Source organism: Algoriphagus sp. AK58 (genome assembly GCF_014324365.1).
Lineage (GTDB): Bacteria > Bacteroidota > Bacteroidia > Cytophagales > Cyclobacteriaceae > Algoriphagus.
Window position 1 is genome coordinate 50,657 of the sequence record NZ_QEIG01000016.1, and the last position, 16,231, is coordinate 66,887.

At 45.0% G+C, this 16,231-nt stretch carries 15 protein-coding genes; 13 read left to right on the plus strand and 2 right to left on the minus strand.

Annotation, left to right across the window (positions count from 1 at the left end; translation table 11 throughout):
* Positions 1-66: 66 nt before the first annotated feature.
* The 10 genes from radC to DDT91_RS14910 all read left to right on the plus strand — a co-directional run bounded on the left by radC (position 67) and on the right by DDT91_RS14910 (position 8,593).
* A complete protein-coding gene (gene radC, locus DDT91_RS14865) occupies positions 67-762 on the plus strand; it encodes a DNA repair protein RadC (protein WP_187176982.1) in 696 nt (231 codons plus the stop codon).
* Between the two features lie 78 nt (positions 763-840).
* Positions 841-1,458: a DUF1684 domain-containing protein gene (locus DDT91_RS14870; protein WP_187176983.1), complete on the plus strand. Its 618-nt coding sequence runs from the start codon at positions 841-843 to the stop codon at positions 1,456-1,458.
* A gap of 105 nt (positions 1,459-1,563) precedes the next feature.
* Positions 1,564-3,978, plus strand: coding sequence for a phenylalanine--tRNA ligase subunit beta (gene pheT, locus DDT91_RS14875; RefSeq protein WP_187176984.1), 2,415 nt, complete (start codon positions 1,564-1,566; stop codon positions 3,976-3,978).
* A 3-nt stretch (positions 3,979-3,981) separates the two neighbouring features.
* On the plus strand, positions 3,982-4,266 hold the full coding sequence (locus tag DDT91_RS14880) for a hypothetical protein (RefSeq protein ID WP_187176985.1): 285 nt from the start codon (positions 3,982-3,984) through the stop codon (positions 4,264-4,266).
* Between the two features lies 1 nt (position 4,267).
* Positions 4,268-4,552, plus strand: a complete 285-nt coding sequence (locus DDT91_RS14885) for a cell division protein ZapA (RefSeq protein WP_187176986.1) — start codon at positions 4,268-4,270, stop codon at positions 4,550-4,552.
* Between the two features lie 62 nt (positions 4,553-4,614).
* A complete protein-coding gene (gene rny / locus DDT91_RS14890; RefSeq protein WP_187176987.1) occupies positions 4,615-6,180 on the plus strand; it encodes a ribonuclease Y in 1,566 nt (521 codons plus the stop codon).
* Positions 6,181-6,203: 23 nt separating this feature from the next.
* Positions 6,204-6,989 (plus strand): zinc-dependent peptidase, encoded by a 786-nt coding sequence (locus DDT91_RS14895; RefSeq protein ID WP_255502135.1) that lies wholly within the window; start codon positions 6,204-6,206, stop codon positions 6,987-6,989.
* A 103-nt stretch (positions 6,990-7,092) separates the two neighbouring features.
* Positions 7,093-7,293, plus strand: a complete 201-nt coding sequence (locus tag DDT91_RS14900; protein WP_187176988.1) for a hypothetical protein — start codon at positions 7,093-7,095, stop codon at positions 7,291-7,293.
* The gene (locus DDT91_RS20845; RefSeq protein ID WP_187176989.1) at positions 7,290-7,556 is read left to right on the plus strand and encodes a type II toxin-antitoxin system RelE/ParE family toxin; all 267 of its coding nucleotides are present in this window, start codon (positions 7,290-7,292) and stop codon (positions 7,554-7,556) included. The genes DDT91_RS14900 and DDT91_RS20845 overlap by 4 nt, the downstream gene beginning before the upstream one ends.
* Positions 7,557-7,558: 2 nt before the next feature.
* A complete protein-coding gene (locus DDT91_RS14910) occupies positions 7,559-8,593 on the plus strand; it encodes a Gfo/Idh/MocA family protein (RefSeq protein ID WP_187176990.1) in 1,035 nt (344 codons plus the stop codon).
* Between the two features lie 102 nt (positions 8,594-8,695).
* On the opposite strand, the gene DDT91_RS14915 is transcribed toward DDT91_RS14910, so the two are convergent.
* The gene (locus DDT91_RS14915; RefSeq protein ID WP_111393104.1) at positions 8,696-10,330 is read right to left on the minus strand and encodes an ABC-F family ATP-binding cassette domain-containing protein; all 1,635 of its coding nucleotides are present in this window, start codon (positions 10,328-10,330) and stop codon (positions 8,696-8,698) included.
* A gap of 99 nt (positions 10,331-10,429) precedes the next feature.
* Between DDT91_RS14915 and gndA the strand changes: the two genes are divergently transcribed.
* The 3 genes from gndA (at position 10,430) to DDT91_RS14930 (ending at position 15,202) form a co-directional block, all read left to right on the plus strand.
* On the plus strand, positions 10,430-12,328 hold the full coding sequence (gene gndA, locus DDT91_RS14920) for an NADP-dependent phosphogluconate dehydrogenase (protein ID WP_187176991.1): 1,899 nt from the start codon (positions 10,430-10,432) through the stop codon (positions 12,326-12,328).
* 220 nt (positions 12,329-12,548) lie between these two features.
* Positions 12,549-13,916, plus strand: coding sequence for an amidohydrolase family protein (locus tag DDT91_RS14925; RefSeq protein WP_187176992.1), 1,368 nt, complete (start codon positions 12,549-12,551; stop codon positions 13,914-13,916).
* A 149-nt stretch (positions 13,917-14,065) separates the two neighbouring features.
* Positions 14,066-15,202 carry an aldose epimerase family protein gene (locus DDT91_RS14930; protein WP_255502136.1) on the plus strand — a complete coding sequence of 379 codons (1,137 nt, stop codon included), beginning with the start codon at positions 14,066-14,068 and terminating at the stop codon, positions 15,200-15,202.
* A gap of 97 nt (positions 15,203-15,299) precedes the next feature.
* Here the strand turns inward: DDT91_RS14930 and DDT91_RS14935 are convergent, their stop codons facing one another.
* Entirely contained in the window at positions 15,300-16,205 is a 906-nt protein-coding gene (locus tag DDT91_RS14935; protein ID WP_187176993.1) for a phosphate/phosphite/phosphonate ABC transporter substrate-binding protein, read from the minus strand.
* Positions 16,206-16,231: the final 26 nt, after the last annotated feature.

The window sequence follows — 16,231 nt, forward strand, 5'->3', positions numbered from 1 at the left end:
TCAAAAGCAGGGTTTTTTTTATTACTTTTTAGTCAAGTTTTTGTTAGTCATACTTTTAAGACCTGTATGGATTCTACTTTTTCTACCAAAATTTCCGAATTGGCTGAGGAGGATCGGCCAAGGGAAAAGCTTCTTCTCAGGGGAAAGTCTGCACTTACTGATGCGGAGCTAATTGCCATTTTGATAGGTTCAGGAACGCCTTCCATGAGTGCAGTTGACCTTTCGAGAATGATCCTCAGACATGTCAACCATGACCTTTCTGCCTTGGCAAAGCTATCGGTAAAAGACTTGGTGAAATTCAAGGGGATAGGTGAAGCTAAAGCCATATCTATCGTCAGTGCCTTGGAGCTTGGTCGGCGTAGGAAAGAACAGGATGTGCCTGTCAGGCAAAAGATCACTTCTTCCCGAGACGCCTTCGAGCTGATGCGTCCTGAGCTTTATGATGAGGTCATCGAGCATTTTTACCTCATTTTACTAAGTAGATCTAATTACGTGATCAAAAAACAACTAATTAGTCAAGGCGGTACCGCAGGTACAGTGGTAGATCCCAAATTGGTGTTTAAAACTGCGCTAGAACATATGGCACATTCCATCATTTTGGTACATAACCATCCAAGCGGATCTCCTAGCCCATCAGAGCAGGACAAAAAACTGACCCAAAGACTCGTCAGAATCGGGCGTGATATGGATTTGAGCATCTTGGATCACCTGATATTCACCGATCGTGGCTATTTTAGCTTCGCGGATGAGGGAATACTATAATCCGTACATTCAAAAGCTAAATACTTTGTAAAACCTCCGAGCTTTTGACGGAGTTTTGGGAAGGAAAACCGATCACCTGTGAAAACAAGTAATATCCTTATTGTTATCGTTTCCGTTGTGGTTTTGGCTGCAGTGGGTTACATGTTTACGGCTGCCGAAAGCCCAGAAGCCTACATCGAAAAGATCGAAAAAGAACGCGAGCGTCAGTTTAAATTTATTCGATTCAATGTAGAATCTCCTTTGACAGAAGAGCAAAAAAGGGAGTTTAAAACACTGACCTTCTATGAAATCAATCCCGCCTATCGAGTCAAAGCCCGATTGGTCCCGATTGAAAACAAAAAAGTGCGCGAGGTACCCTTGACTGACGGGTCCAAAGAAAAATACATCGAGCACTCTTATGCGGAATTTGAGCTTAATGGAAGGACAAACAAGCTGCTTTTGCTTCAATCCGTCAAAGAAACGGATATGCGCAATTTCTTTTTGGCTTTTGCCGATGAGACTAGCGGAAAAGAAACCTACGGTGGAGGTCGTTTCCTAAATGTGCGTCAAGACGGGAAAAACAGTATCACGATCGATTTCAATTTGGCGTACAATCCCTATTGTGCCTACAATCCGGACTATGCCTGTCCTCTTCCACCCAAGGAAAACCTCATGACCATAGCCATAGAGGCAGGGGAGAAAAATTATGACAAATAATCCCGCCCTCCCGCAATTCTTTTAATTAAATTTGCCAATTACTTCTAAAAGGTGCCTTTGCACCTTTTTTCTTAATCATCGGATCAATTCCGAAACAGAATTCTTATGAAAATCTCGATCAATCGACTCAAGCAATACATTTCTCTCACTGAAACCCCTGAAGAAATCGCCGCACTCCTTACCCGATCCGGCTTGGAAGTGGAAGCGGTGGAGGAGTTTATTTCTGTTCCTGGTGGACTGGAAGGTATTGTAATTGGGGAAGTGTTGACTTGTGAAAAGCATCCTGATGCGGATAAATTGAGCATCACCACGGTGGATATAGGATTGGAAACTCCTTCCCAAATTGTCTGTGGTGCTTCCAATGTAGCAGCTGGTCAAAAAGTGGTTGTAGCCACTGTAGGGGCTAAGCTTTATCCGACTAATGGAGAGCCCTTTGAAATCAAAAAAGCCAAAATCCGTGGCCAGGCCTCTGAAGGAATGATCTGCGCAGAGGATGAAATCGGTATTGGGACCTCTCATGCGGGTATTATGGTTTTAGATACCAATTTGCCGAATGGCACACCCGCCAAAGAGTACTTTGAAGTAAGTCAAGACTATGTGTTGGAGATTGGCTTGACTCCAAACAGAGCTGATGCCGCTTCTCATTTGGGAGTAGCTCGCGATCTGAAAGCTCTTCTCCAGCGTCCTATTTGCCTTCCTTCCGAAAAAGACTTGACCAAAGAAGTTACTGGACCTTCGATTTCAGTGGAAGTTCAAGATGCTAAAGATTGTCCACGCTATGCAGGAGTAGTGGTGACCGATTTGAAAGTAGGTCCTTCTCCACAATGGCTTCAAAATTTCCTGAGATCACTTGGACTTGAGCCAATAAACAATGTGGTCGATATCACCAATTTTATCCTTCACGATCTCGGTCAGCCTCTGCATGCTTTTGATGCGGATAAAATTACAAATGGTAAAATCATCGTAGGTAAGCTGCCTAAAGGATCTTCTTTTGTGACTTTAGACGAAAAGGAGCGTAAGCTTTCCGGTGAAGAATTGATGATTTGCGATTCCGATGGCGGGATGTGCATTGCCGGTATTTTCGGGGGAAAAGGATCAGGAGTTAGTGATCAGACGACCTCCATTTTCCTTGAATCCGCTTATTTCTCTCCTGATGTGATCCGAAAAGGATCGCAATTTCATGGGCTGAAAACAGATGCTTCCTTCCGTTTTGAGCGGGGCACGGATCCCAATATGCCCGTTTATGCCCTGAAGAGGGCTGTCGCTTTGCTTCAGGAAATTGCAGGAGGAAAGGTGGCGTCAGAGCTCATTGATGTGTATCCAAATCCTGTTCAGGATTTTGTGGTGGAAGTGGAATACGCTCATGTCAACCGACTGATCGGAAAGAAAATCGAGCCAAAGGAAGTTACCTCCATTTTGGAAAGCCTTGATATCCGTGTTACAAATGAAACTGACAAGGGTTTCACGGCTATCGTCAAGCCTTATCGAGTGGACGTTACCCGTGAAGCAGATATCATCGAAGAAATCCTGAGAATCCACGGATTTCATCAGGTGGAACTTTCCGAGAAGCTCAGCACAGATTTCCTCGCCGATCATCCGATGAAGGACCTGAACAAGCTTCAGTATCGATTGACTGAGATGTTGGCTGGTTTGGGGTATTTTGAACTCATCACAAACAGCTTAACCAAGCCTCAATATGCTGAGAAATCAGGGTTTTTGGATCCTTCCCAAAACGTCGAGATATACAACAAGCTGAGTGAAGATTTGGGAGTGATGCGTCAGACTTTGCTTTTCTCAGGCTTGGAGGTGATGTCTCACAATATCAACCGAAAGCAATCAGATTTGCGTGCATTCGAATTTGGCACGGTGTATCATAAATCTGAATCTGGCTACAAGGAAGGAAAACGTTTGGCTATTTTCCATTCTGGAAACAGAAGCGCTGAGAGCTGGATAGAATCTGCCAAGCCGTTTTCCTTTGCAGACTTATTCTCAACGGTGGAGAGAATTCTCGAAAGACTCAACGTAGAGGTGGGTTCCATGGAGGTAGTTGAATCTGCTCCTTTTGCGTATGGGTTGGTATTGAAACTGGGCGAAAAAGAAATCGGCCGACTGGGACTGGTGGATGAGAAATTGCTGAAACTCGCCGAAGTACGTCAGGATGTATGGTATGCTGAATTGGATTGGGATTTGCTGACCAAGAAAGCCTCGGGATTGAAAAAGTATCAGGAAATCTCCAAGTTTCCTGAAGTTCGCCGCGACCTCTCTTTGGTAATTGACAAATCAGTGACCTATGACCAGGTAAAATCAGTGGCAGAAAAGGCAGGAGGGAAATTGTTAAGAAGAATTGGTGTATTTGATGTATATCAAGGAGACAAGATCGATTCTGGCAAAAAGGCCTACGCCTTGAGCTTTATCCTACAAGATCAGGAAAATACCCTGACGGATAAGGTAATTGAAAAAACAATGAGTAAATTGATCGAAGCCTTTCAGCAGCAAGTGGGGGCTGTCATCAGAAGTTAAAAAATGATTCACGAGGAACTGCAAAAACTGGAAAAGCTTGCCGTGCAGGTGAGTAAAAAAGTAGAGGCGTTGACCGCTGAAAATGAGCATTTAAGGGCTAGGTTGTCGGCTCTTGAGCAGGAAATTCAGGAAAAAGAGCAGGAAATCCATCATTTTAAAAATAAGATTAAAATTAGTAACATTGTGGACAACCGACCGGTGAATTCTGAGGATGCCGCCGAAATGAGTGACTTAATCAATAATTATATACAAGAAATCGATCATTTGATCACCTACCTTTCCGAATGATATGGAGACGCTTGCCATTAGAGTGAAAATCGGAGATAGGGAGTACCCCATGCGCGTGAAGCCTGAAGATGAAGGCAAAATCCGACATGCAGGGAAATTGATAAATGAAAAGTTGAGAAAGTATAAGGCCGAGTTTGGGCTAGATGATACTACCGACCTGTTGGCAATGGTTGCCTTCGATTGCATGGTAGAATCACTGGAGACCAATGAGGTCAATGCCGAGGACAGCGAGCACATTCATCGCAGTCTTTCCCATATTTCGGCACTGCTAAGCAAGGCAGTCTGAGCTTGATTTCCACTCATTTTGCAGATTTTCGAAGCCGGTAGGTAAATTCTATATACATACCTATGGCAGACGTACTATTTATTATCCTCGCAGCCCTGGCGGGGCTTGGCGGTGGAGCCGCTTTAGCTGGCTTTTTCATCAAAAATAAACATGCACAGCAGGAGGAAGAGACCAAAGAAAGGATCAAATCCATGCTGAGGGAGGCTGAAATCACAGCTGAAACCATCAAAAAAGACCGAATCCTTGAAGCGAAAGAAAAGTATCTCAAGTTGAAGGCTGAGTTTGATGAGGAGATGAACAATAAGAAAAACATCATCATCACCAACGAAAACAAAGTCAAGCAACTTCAGCAACAAGTAGCCAAAGAACAGGAGCAAGTCAAGCGCAAAGAGGCTGAACTAGACAGTAAGAAGGAAAACCTCAATGCCCAACTTCATGCTGTCCAGATGAAAAAAGAAGAGCTGGATCGGGTAACCAATCAGCGGATTGCAGACTTGGAGAAAATCGCCGGACTGACACGTGAAGAAGCCAAACAGCAACTCATTACGATGCTGACTGAGGAGGCGCAAACCAAAGCTTCTTCTCAAATTAAAGACATCCTGGACGAGGCGAAATTAACTGCTACCAAACAGGCCAAAAAGATTGTTCTAGATACCATTCAGCGTACAGCTACCGAGCATGCGGTAGAAAACTGCGTGTCTGTATTCAATATCGAAAGCGACGACATCAAAGGTAAAATCATCGGTCGCGAAGGGCGAAATATCCGGGCGCTCGAAGCAGCTACTGGTGTAGAAATCGTCGTGGATGATACTCCTGAAGCAATCATCATCTCCGGTTTTGATCCTGTAAGAAGGGAGATTGCCAGATTGTCTCTTCATCGTCTGGTTCAGGATGGTCGTATCCACCCTGCCCGTATTGAGGAAGTGGTGGCCAAAACCGAGAAAAACATCGAAGAAGAAATCGTCGAGATCGGTGAAAGAACCTGTATTGATTTGGGTATCCATGGGCTTCATCCCGAATTGATCAAGATGGTAGGAAGGATGAGATTCCGTTCTTCTTATGGACAAAATCTTCTTCAGCACTCCAGAGAAGTGGCCAAACTAGCTGCTACCATGGCTTCTGAAATGGGCCTCAATGCCAAGCTAGCTAAGCGAGCAGGTCTCCTTCACGATATCGGAAAGGTGTGGCCTGAAGAGCAGGAATTGCCTCACGCAATTCTCGGTATGGAACTCGCCAAGCGATACAAAGAGCATCCTGAAATCTGTAACGCGATCGGTGCTCACCATGACGAAATCGAAATGACCTCCATGATCTCCCCGATTGTGCAGGCGTCCGATGCGATCTCCGGTTCTAGACCTGGGGCACGTCGTGAAATCATGGACAGCTACGTGAAGCGTCTGAAAGAACTGGAAGAGTTAGCCTTGAATTTTGATGGGGTCAACAAATGCTTTGCCATGCAGGCGGGTCGTGAACTCCGAATCTTGGTCGATGCAGACAGTGTGGATGACCAAAAGGCAAGCAAACTTTCCTTTGATATCTCCCAGAAAATCGAAAAGGAAATGCAATATCCAGGTCAGATAAAGGTGACTGTGATCCGTGAAATGAGAGCGGTTAATTACGCGAGATAAACTGGAAATTGATTTTCTGATAAATGGCAACTACTTTAGGTGGTTGCCATTTTTGTTTTCTGATGTTTGCTACCTATCTGTTTATCCAATTTATCAATGAAGCGCGTTGGAAGCTTTTTCCAAGGAAAGTTACCCCTGAAGAAATTCGGTTTCTAGATGCCTATTTTCCGTATTTCGCTCGACTTAAACCGGTGCACCGAAGAGAGTTTTTGAGGAAGTTGGAAACCATCCTTTCCACCAAGCGCTTTGTCCCACGTGGAGGATTGGATGAGGTCACTTCCGAGATGGAGATTCTTATTGGTGCAACCATTACTATGGTGATTTTTGGTTGGAAAAGGCTAAGATTGGCGCACTTCCACACCATTTTGGTTTACCCAAATGCCTATTACAGTACCGTTAATAAGGTTTACCACCGTGGAGAAGTCAACCCAAAACATGGGCTGATTGTGGTGTCTTGGAAGTGTTTTGTCGAAGGAATGGCCGATCCTGCCGATGGTGTGAATGTCGGTATTCATGAAATTGCCCATGCATTGAAACTTGCCAATCTGATCGAAACCGATGGAGAACATGAGTTTAATCCCAAAGCTTGGACTGAATATACCCAATGGGTTCCTGCCGAAATGGATAGACTCCGAAAAGGTTTACCGAGTCTGTTTCGTGAAAGTGCTGCCTTAAATGAGCACGAGTTTTTTGCAGTGGCCTTAGAAAGCTTTTTTGAGCGAAGTCAGGATTTGAAAAACTATCATCCCAAAATGTATCAATCCCTGGTCCACTTGCTGAGGCAGGATCCTCTAGTGTTAATGAAGTGAACTTTCACTCTGTTTTTTGTGTAAATTCATTACCAAATCAAAAATCAGCGCTTAACCCAGTTCTTTTGAACTTGTGTAACATCAATAATTTTGAGAAGGAAATATGGAATCACTTGTGATAACCCCAAAATCAAAGGAGGAGCTTGAAAAAATCCAGCGCTATTTGAAAAGCGAGGGAATTTCATCCAAAAAATTGAGTGAACAGGAGAAGTTGGATTTAGGCCTTTCTCAGATGATGAAAGAGGTAGATAGATCCCGATTGGTTTCAAAAGATAAAATCAAAAAGATTTTTGAAGGGCTTTGAATGCTTTATTTTTAGAATCATTTGAAAAAGATCTTAGAAAGATCAAGGATAAAAAGGCGCTCAAGAGTATTCAAAACCTTGTTTTAAGGGTAGAAAGCGCCACGTCTGCCAATGAGATTTCGGGAGTGAAGAAATTGGTAGGGTTCAAAGATGCTTTTAGGATTAGGCTGGGTAATTATAGAGTTGGGGTTTTTCTTGAAGGAGAAAATGTGATTTTTGCCAGAGTGGCTCATAGAAAAGATATTTATTCAATTTTCCCTTAGAAATGCGAAATCACAAAATCGGAATCATTGGAACAGGTGCAATTGCCCTCAAGCATGCGCAAGCTATCGATAGTTTGGCCAATGCTGAGTTGGTCGGACTTTTTAATCCAAATCCTTCCAGTGCGGCAAAAGCCCAGTATAAATTTTCAGTCCCTATTCTCAGCGATTGGGAAGATTTTATCGCAATACCTGACCTTGAGGTGGTGTGTATTTGTACACCTAGCGGAATGCATTTGGAGCCCGCTCTAAAGGCGATTCAAGCAGGAAAACATGTGTTTGTCGAAAAGCCGATTGAGGTCACTTTGGATCGGGCGGATCAATTGATTCAAGCTGCCGAGGCTAAAAATGTCAAGCTCGGTGTCGTGTTTCAAAACCGGTTTTCAACCGATTTTATTCGATTGAAGGAAGCCGTAATGGATGGAGTTTTTGGTCGACTCTTGATGGGAAATGCCGCGATCAATTGGTTTCGTGATGGCAATTATTATTCCTCCAGTCAATGGAAAGGAACCTTGGCCTATGACGGAGGAGGTGCCCTAATTAATCAAGCTATTCATACCCTGGACTTACTTTTGGAAGTGATGGGAGAAGTGGATTCCGTTTTTGGAAAAGTGAAGACCACGCTCTATCCCATCGAAGGAGAGGATTTAGGAGCGGCTTTGGTCAATTTCAAATCAGGCGCGATGGGAACGATCACCGCCGGAACTTCACTTTATCCCGGATATTCAGAGCGATTGGAGATTTATGGAACTGAAGGAAGTGCGATTTTGGAAGCAGGGAAGTTGACTGCATGGAATGTCAAAGGGAAAGAAAGCCCGATTTTGAAAGCAGAAAATGCTTCTACTTCGGGTTCCTCCGATCCCAATGCAATTGGCTTCGAGCTTCATGCCAAACAATGGAGGGATTTTCTCCAAGCGATCGAAACAGGAATTCAGCCCGAAGTCGATGGACCCAAATCCCGAAAATCCTTGGAACTCATTCGGGCTATTTACCAATCAAGCAAGGAGGAACAGCTGATCCGATTTCCGTTCTCGGAATAAGGTTTTGCCACAGATTCATTGATTTCTTTTTTCTGGGGATCTGCGGCAAAAAAATCCGAAGCTTTTACCCCGGATTTGCTGTTTTTTGACCTTCGCGACTGATCACTTTCGCTCCACTTCCCTCAGATTCTCCATCTTCTTATTTCTAAGGAAGCCGTTGATATCTTCGAAGTGCTCACGTACTCGTTTATTGCCAAATTCAAACACTTTGGTCACCAAGCCATCCAAGAAATCCCGGTCGTGAGAAACGACAATCAAGGTACCGTCAAAGGCCTTCAGAGCATCTTTGATGATGTCCTTGGTCTTCATGTCCAAATGGTTCGTTGGTTCGTCAAGAATGAGCAAGTTGACCGGCTCCAAGAGCAATTTGATCATCGCCAATCGGGTTTTTTCTCCTCCGGAAAGCACTTTGACTTTTTTATTAATATCATCGCCCTTAAACATGAAGGCTCCGAGAATATCCTTGATTTTGGTTCGGATCTCTCCCACAGCGATGTTATCAATCGTTTCAAAAATCGTGATCGTCTCATCCAAAAGTGAGGCCTGATTCTGCGCAAAGTACCCGATCATCGCATTGTGACCGAGTTCGCATTTTCCCTGGAAGTCGATCTCGCCCATAATCGCCTTGATCATGGTGGATTTACCCTCCCCGTTTTTACCGACAAAGGCCACTTTTTGTCCCTGCTCGATGGTCATAGAGGCATTTTTGAAGACCACATGATCTCCATAGCTTTTGCTCATCTCTTCCACGATCACCGGATATTTACCCGAGCGAGGAGAAGGCGGGAACCGGAGTTTCAAGGCAGAAGTATCCACCTCATCCACTTCTACTAGCTCCAGTTTTTCGAGCATTTTCACGCGGGACTGCACCTGAAGTGTTTTGGAATAGGTGCCCTTGAAGCGCTCAATGAATTGGGTCGTTTCGGCGATAAACTTCTGCTGCTCTTCGTAGTGCTTTTGCTGCTGCTCGCGACGCTCTTTGCGAAGTTCCAGGTAATGGCTGTATTTCGCTTTGTAGTCGTAAATACGGCCCATCGTCACCTCAATGGTTCGGGTGGTGATGTTATCTACAAAAGCCCGGTCGTGGGAAATCACCACCACAGCTTTGGCTTTGGTCATGAGAAACTCTTCCAGCCATTGGATGGATTCGATGTCCAAGTGGTTAGTCGGTTCGTCGAGAAGGATCAGATCAGGCTTTTGCAAAAGGATTTTTGCCAGCTCGATCCGCATTCTCCATCCTCCGGAAAATTCCGATGTGGATCGCTGAAAATCTTCACGAACGAAACCTAAACCCAACAACACTTTTTCTACTTCTGCCTCGTAGTTGATCTCTTCGATGGCGTAGAATTTCTCACTGAGTTCGGAGACTTTTTCGATCAGTTTGTAATAATCTTCCGATTCATAGTCTGTTCGAACAGTCAGTTCCTCGTTTATTCGGTCGATTTCCTCCTTCATACCGAGGTAAGAGGCAAAGGCTTTGGCCGTTTCCTCCATCACACTGCAATCATCCGCTGTGAGCAAATGCTGAGGCAAATATGCCACGACATAGCCTTTTGGGGCAGAAACTGTACCGGAGGTTGGCTTGCTTTGTCCGGCAATGATCTTGAGGAGGGTAGATTTTCCTGCACCGTTTTTACCCATTAGAGCGATCTTGTCGCTCTCGTTGATGTTGAAGGTGATATTGCTGAAAAGCGGAGTGCCGCCGTGCATGACGGTCACGTTATCGACTGAAATCATGAATCTTGGAATTGAAGGGGCAAAGGTAAGGATTGAAAAATTGAAAAATTGGAAGATTTAAAAATTAGCGGATAGACCATAAAAACTTAACTTCGCCCCATGCTTGTAATCGTCACCGGTGTATCGGGAACGGGGAAAACTACCCTTGGAACGCTCTTGGCCGAAAGGCTTCGTCTTCCTTTTTTCGATGCAGATCATTTTCATCCTGCGGAAAATATCGCCAAAATGAGCGCGGGGCATCCGCTTAATGATGAAGACCGGCAGCCTTGGCTTCAGGCTTTAGCGGATCAGCTCTTGACTTCTGAGCAAAAAGGCGGTGCCGTTTTGGCCTGTTCTGCCTTGAAAAATTCTTATCGGGAAAAGCTGTCAGTTTCTGATAATCTCCGCTGGATTCATCTCACCGGAAGTCGGGATTTGATTTGGGAACGAATGCTTGCCCGAAAAAACCATTACATGAAAGCCGGAATGCTGGATTCTCAAATTGCCGTTTGGGAAAAGCCACAAAGCGGATTCTTACTTGATATCACGGGGACTCCTGAGCAATTGCTGGAAGCTTCCCTTCATTATTTAACTTCTCAACCTATGAACATGAAAATGGGAGTCATCGGGATGGGCGTCATGGGCAAAAGCCTGGCGCTTAATCTGGCCGAAAAGGGCGTTCCCGTCTCACTTTACAATCGATTTGTCGCCGGAAAAGAAGAAGGCATCGCCAAAAAAGTGCTCGATGAAAATCCGGAATTTTCCAATATGCTGGCGTTCGAGGACTTACAGCAGTTTGTGGATTCTTTGGAAAAGCCACGTCGGATTTTGATGATGATTCCTGCCGGAGCCGCAATTGATGCCCAATTGGACGCCTTGATTCCGATTTTGGAAAAGGACGATTTGGTCATCGATGGTGGCAATTCGTTTTATCTTGACTCTGACCGAAGAGTCAATCGACTTAAGGAAGTTGGGATGCATTTTTTACCGATGGGTGTGTCCGGCGGAGAAGAAGGGGCGAGAAAAGGTCCCTCCATCATGCCCAGCGGAAATGCCGAAGGCTATGCGATGGTGGAAGATTTCCTGGGAAGAATTTCTGCCAAAGACAAAGACGGAAAGCCCTGCGTAACCTATGTAGGTCCGGGAGGCTCGGGCCACTTTATCAAAATGGTGCACAACTCCATCGAGTATGGTGAGATGCAGGTTTTGGCGGAGTTGGTTCACTTGCTGCGATTTGGGTTTGGTTGCTCTGCTGAGCAGGTATCTGCGATTTTTTCGGATTGGGGAAAAGGTGAATTGAAGTCCTTCTTATTGGAAATCACTGCGGATTTGTTGCTTTTCAAGGAAAACGGAGAATTGCTCTTGGATAAAATCCTTGATCAGGCTGGCCAAAAAGGTACCGGTGCTTGGTCTCTGACGACCGCATTAGAATACGGAATTCCGTACAGTCCATTGGCCGAGGCTGTGAATGCCCGGGGAGTTTCAGGAGAAAAAGCGATGCGCGTGGCGTTTTCTAAGACCTTCCAACATGAATTCCAAAAAGTTGAAGGTTCACTCGAAGCGTGGCTGCCCAAAATCAAAGAAGCCTATGCTTTGGCCCGAATAATCAACCACGAGGTAGGCTTCCGCTTGATGAAAACTGTCTCAGATACCAAAGGATGGAACCTTAATTTCAACGAAATCGCTCGAATCTGGACCAATGGCTGTATCATTCGTTCCGGTTTGATGGAGACAATTTCAGCTAATTATTCCGATCAGGTATCCTTCTTTGAAATGGCTGGTGTGAAAAACCAAGTGATTTCTGGAAGAAAAGCCTTGGCGGAAATGGTTGGTTTGGGTTTGACGCATGGTTTTGCCTTGCCGGTGATGAGTGCGGGGATCAATTATTTGCTGGGAAGAATCACAGCAGAGTCTTCCGCTTCAGTCATTCAGGCTCAACGAGATTATTTCGGAGCGCATACCTATCAGCGCAAAGACGATCCAAGCGGGAAGTTTTTCCACACGCAGTGGAATTCTTAAGTCTGAAATACGAAATTGGAAATACGAGGGGCTGAAGCGATTCAGCCCCACTTTTTTGGCCACAGATGCACAGATAATGTTTTTCACTCTTTTTCCTTTTCTCTATTAAACATCCTTTTGCGCCTTTCTGTCTTTGTGGCAAAAACAAAAAATCCACCACCGGATTGGTTTACAAAAGGGAAAGGCCGAACTTAAGTTTCCCAACTTAACCCATCAGGCTATGAGACCAATTAAAATCCTGTTTTCACTCCTTTTTCTGAGCTGTTCTTTTGTTTCGGTTTTTGCACAGGAACTTGTGATCAATCACTTGAATGTGATCACCATGCTGGATGACAAGGTCTTGGAAGACCATTCGATCTATGTCAAGGACGGAGTGATCATGGAGATTGCACCTGAGAATGAAATTTCAGCAGTGGGCGTACGAACTTTGGATGGTCGGGGAATGTATATTTTCCCTGGTTTGGCCGAATTTCATGGACACCTGCCCAATCCCGAGCAGTACGGCCCAGAGTTTCAGGAAGAAGTGATGATGCTTTACTTGGCCAATGGCGTACTGAGGATTCGAAGCATGCTCGGTCATGAGTCCCATTTGGCACTTCGGGATCGGGTGATGAAAGGGGAATTGCTTGGCCCTCGGACTTTTGTCTCTGGCCCCTCTTTTAATGGAAATACAGTCGCTGATCCGGAAGCGGGTCGGGCGATGGTAAGAGCACAAAAAGCAGCGGGATACGATCACCTCAAGTTGCATCCGGGTTTGGATACACCTAAGTTCTTGGCAATCGCGGATGAAGCCAAAAAGCAGGGCATTTTCTATGGAGGCCATGTGTCCTTAGATGTGGGCTTGGTTACTTCCGTGACTCGTGGCTATCGCTCGGTGGAGCATATTGACGGGTTTTTGGAGGCCATGCTTCCTGACGGGACGGTGATTGATCCGACCGTTTCCGGTCCTTTTAACATGAACCTGGTCGGGCAGGTCGACAAAAGCAAACTCGCCGGATTGATTCAGCTTTGTTTGGAAAACAAAACTTGGATGGCGCCAACATTGACTTTGTTTGAGCGCTATTTCGGATATCAACCCGCTTACGAATTGCGTCAGCAACCCGAGATGTTATACCTGCCCGGCTTATTGGTAACCCAGTGGTTTAATACCAAATCCAAAATGGAAGCAGATGGGGTGTTGGCGGAGGCTAAAGTGAAACCCTATTTGGAATTTCGTCAGTGGCTTTTTCTCGAACTTCACAAAGCCGGAGTGCCGATGATCATGAGTTCGGATTCTCCTCAGGTTTTTAATGTTCCCGGTTTTTCTATCCATCGAGAAATCGAATCCATGTCCAAAGCCGGCATGTCCAATTACGAAATCCTAAAAACCGGAACAGTCAATCCTGCCAAATACATGGGGCAGGAAGGGCAGTGGGGCGTTTTGAAACCTGGAGCTGCGGCTGAATTTGTATTAGTACAAAAAAATCCATTGGAAGACTTGACCACCATGCAAAAGCCTCAAGCGATCATGATTCAGGGGAAATTTATCCAGCGGGATGAGTTGCAGCTGGAGTTGAATCTGATTCGGCAGAAGTATCTGCGACAGTAGATTTAGAAAAAGTGACAAGACCTTTACTGTTCTAGATTCGGTGTTCAGTATTCGATATTAATATTGAATGTTGAACGTCGAATAATGAATAGCGATTCCGGGTTCTCCAATAAAGCTTCTCACATTCAAATATTGCAATCCCAAAATACATGAAATACACCTCAATCCTAGGCACAGCAGCTATCCTTTCGATGGCTTTTGCCTGCAACCAAAAACCAACCCAAGAACCTATTAAAGAAGAAATCAACCTTATGATCAAAGCAGAACAAGTGGCCGAACACAAGGGCCAGCCGGTGTTCCATTATGTCCTCGACAACGGCACCATGCAAGTCGAACTCTCCAACTATGGAGGCTTGGTGCATAAAATCATTGCTCCGGACAAAAACGGCAACAAAGAGAATATCACCCTCACCTTTGATACTGTGGAGGAATACCTAACCAAACCTAATCCTTTTTTCGGGGCTACAGCCGGTCGTGTGGCCAACCGGATCGCCAATGCCGAATTCTCGTTGGATGGAACAAAATATACCTTGGCCAAAACCAATGGAGACAACCACCTGCATGGAGGGGTAGAAGGTTTCAACAAAAAGGTTTGGACTCCTGAAACCTACTCTAACGATTCCGTAGTCGGGGTGAAAATGACTTACCTCAGCGTGGATGGGGAAGAAGGCTATCCTGGCAATCTGGAAACAACTCTTTGGATGGAATTGACTGCCGACAATACGCTTCGAATCCGATTTGAATCTACCACAGACAAGAAAACTATCCTCAACCTGACCAATCATACTTACTTCAACCTAGGAGGAATGAAGCGGGATGCCCAGGATCATGAGTTTCAGTTTTGGGCGGATGCCTATACTCCGGTGGATGATGAATTGATCCCTACAGGTGAGGTGAAAGACGTGACCGGAACTCCTTTCGATTTCCGTACACCAAAGATTCTCGGCGATCAGATCACTGCCAATGGAGGTGGATTTGACCACAACATGGTAATGAAGCGGGAAAAATCAGCGGATATGAAGCACTTTGTCCGTGTGCGCCATGCGGAGAGCGGCCGCGTAATGGACATGTACTCTGACAATATGGGTGTACAGTTTTATACCGGAAACTTCCTGGACAAATTCACCGGTGCGGATGGAAAAGTTTACGACAAGCATTGGGGATTCTGCCTGGAATCCCAAAACTGGCCTGATGCCATCAATCATGACAATTTCCCCAGCCCGATCTTAAATCCTGGCGAGAAGTACGTGCATAACATCGAGTATCGTTTTTCGGTGGAGAAATGATCGAAAAAGCCCTTCGGAGATGAAAGTCTGAAGGGCTTTTTTCTGACCAAATTTTAAGATCTGGGCCTTAAAAAAGACCACTGGCTTTTAAAAAAATCTAGTTTGAAAACTGCTTGAGGATCTTCTCCATCCCCTTATTATCCCCGGACTGGTTCAGGAATGAATTGTAGTAATCCTTGCCGATGGCCGAATATTGGTCAGTCTGGCTGGCCTCACTCCAGCCAGATTTGACTGCCTCCAACGCAGCTTTATTGCTTTCATGGAGATTAAGGAAAATGTTTTGAATGGCTTTTGCAGTTTTGGTGTCGATTTTTTTGTGTAGCAAAACAGGTCCCAAAGGGATCTCAGGGGAAAGCCAAACCAAATGGATTTTCTTTGCCAATTCCGGATTTTTTTGAGACTCAAAAAACTCATTGCTACCCAAAGCACCCAGTTCCACTTTTCCATCCACCACCGCTTCCAAAGTGGCTCTATGGGTTTTTCCGTAGGAGGTTGATTTAAAAACCGACTCAGGAGACTGTATTCCAATAGAATTAAAGATCAGTCTGGGGACCAGATTGCCGGAAGTGGACCCCGGACTTACCAAAAGCAAATTAGTTTGCTCAGCCTGTTGCTTTGCATCGGCCAAGGTACGGATTCCGGAAGCAGTACTTGAGACTATAGCCGTTTTGTAATTGTCTTTAGCATTATCTCTGATTTGCAAGACAAGTGAAGGGTACATGGAATAGGCTGAATTGCTGGACTCCAAAAGCAGGTATCCTAGTGTATTGATCAATGCAATATCCACTTCATCGTTTTGGATGGCTTGGACAAATTCATGAACAGTTGGATAGCTTTTTACACTTACCTGCATCCCGGTTTGCCTGCTGATCTCATCTGCCAGAGGAGTGATGTTTTTGATTCGGTCATTCTCTGCGTATCGGTAGGTGGCCAAAATCAATTCTTGTCCCTTGGCTGCAAACGCCAATAGGAAAACTAATATAAGCGTGGTTAGCGATTTCATTTTTTTAGGCAAGATTGGAAAGCTCT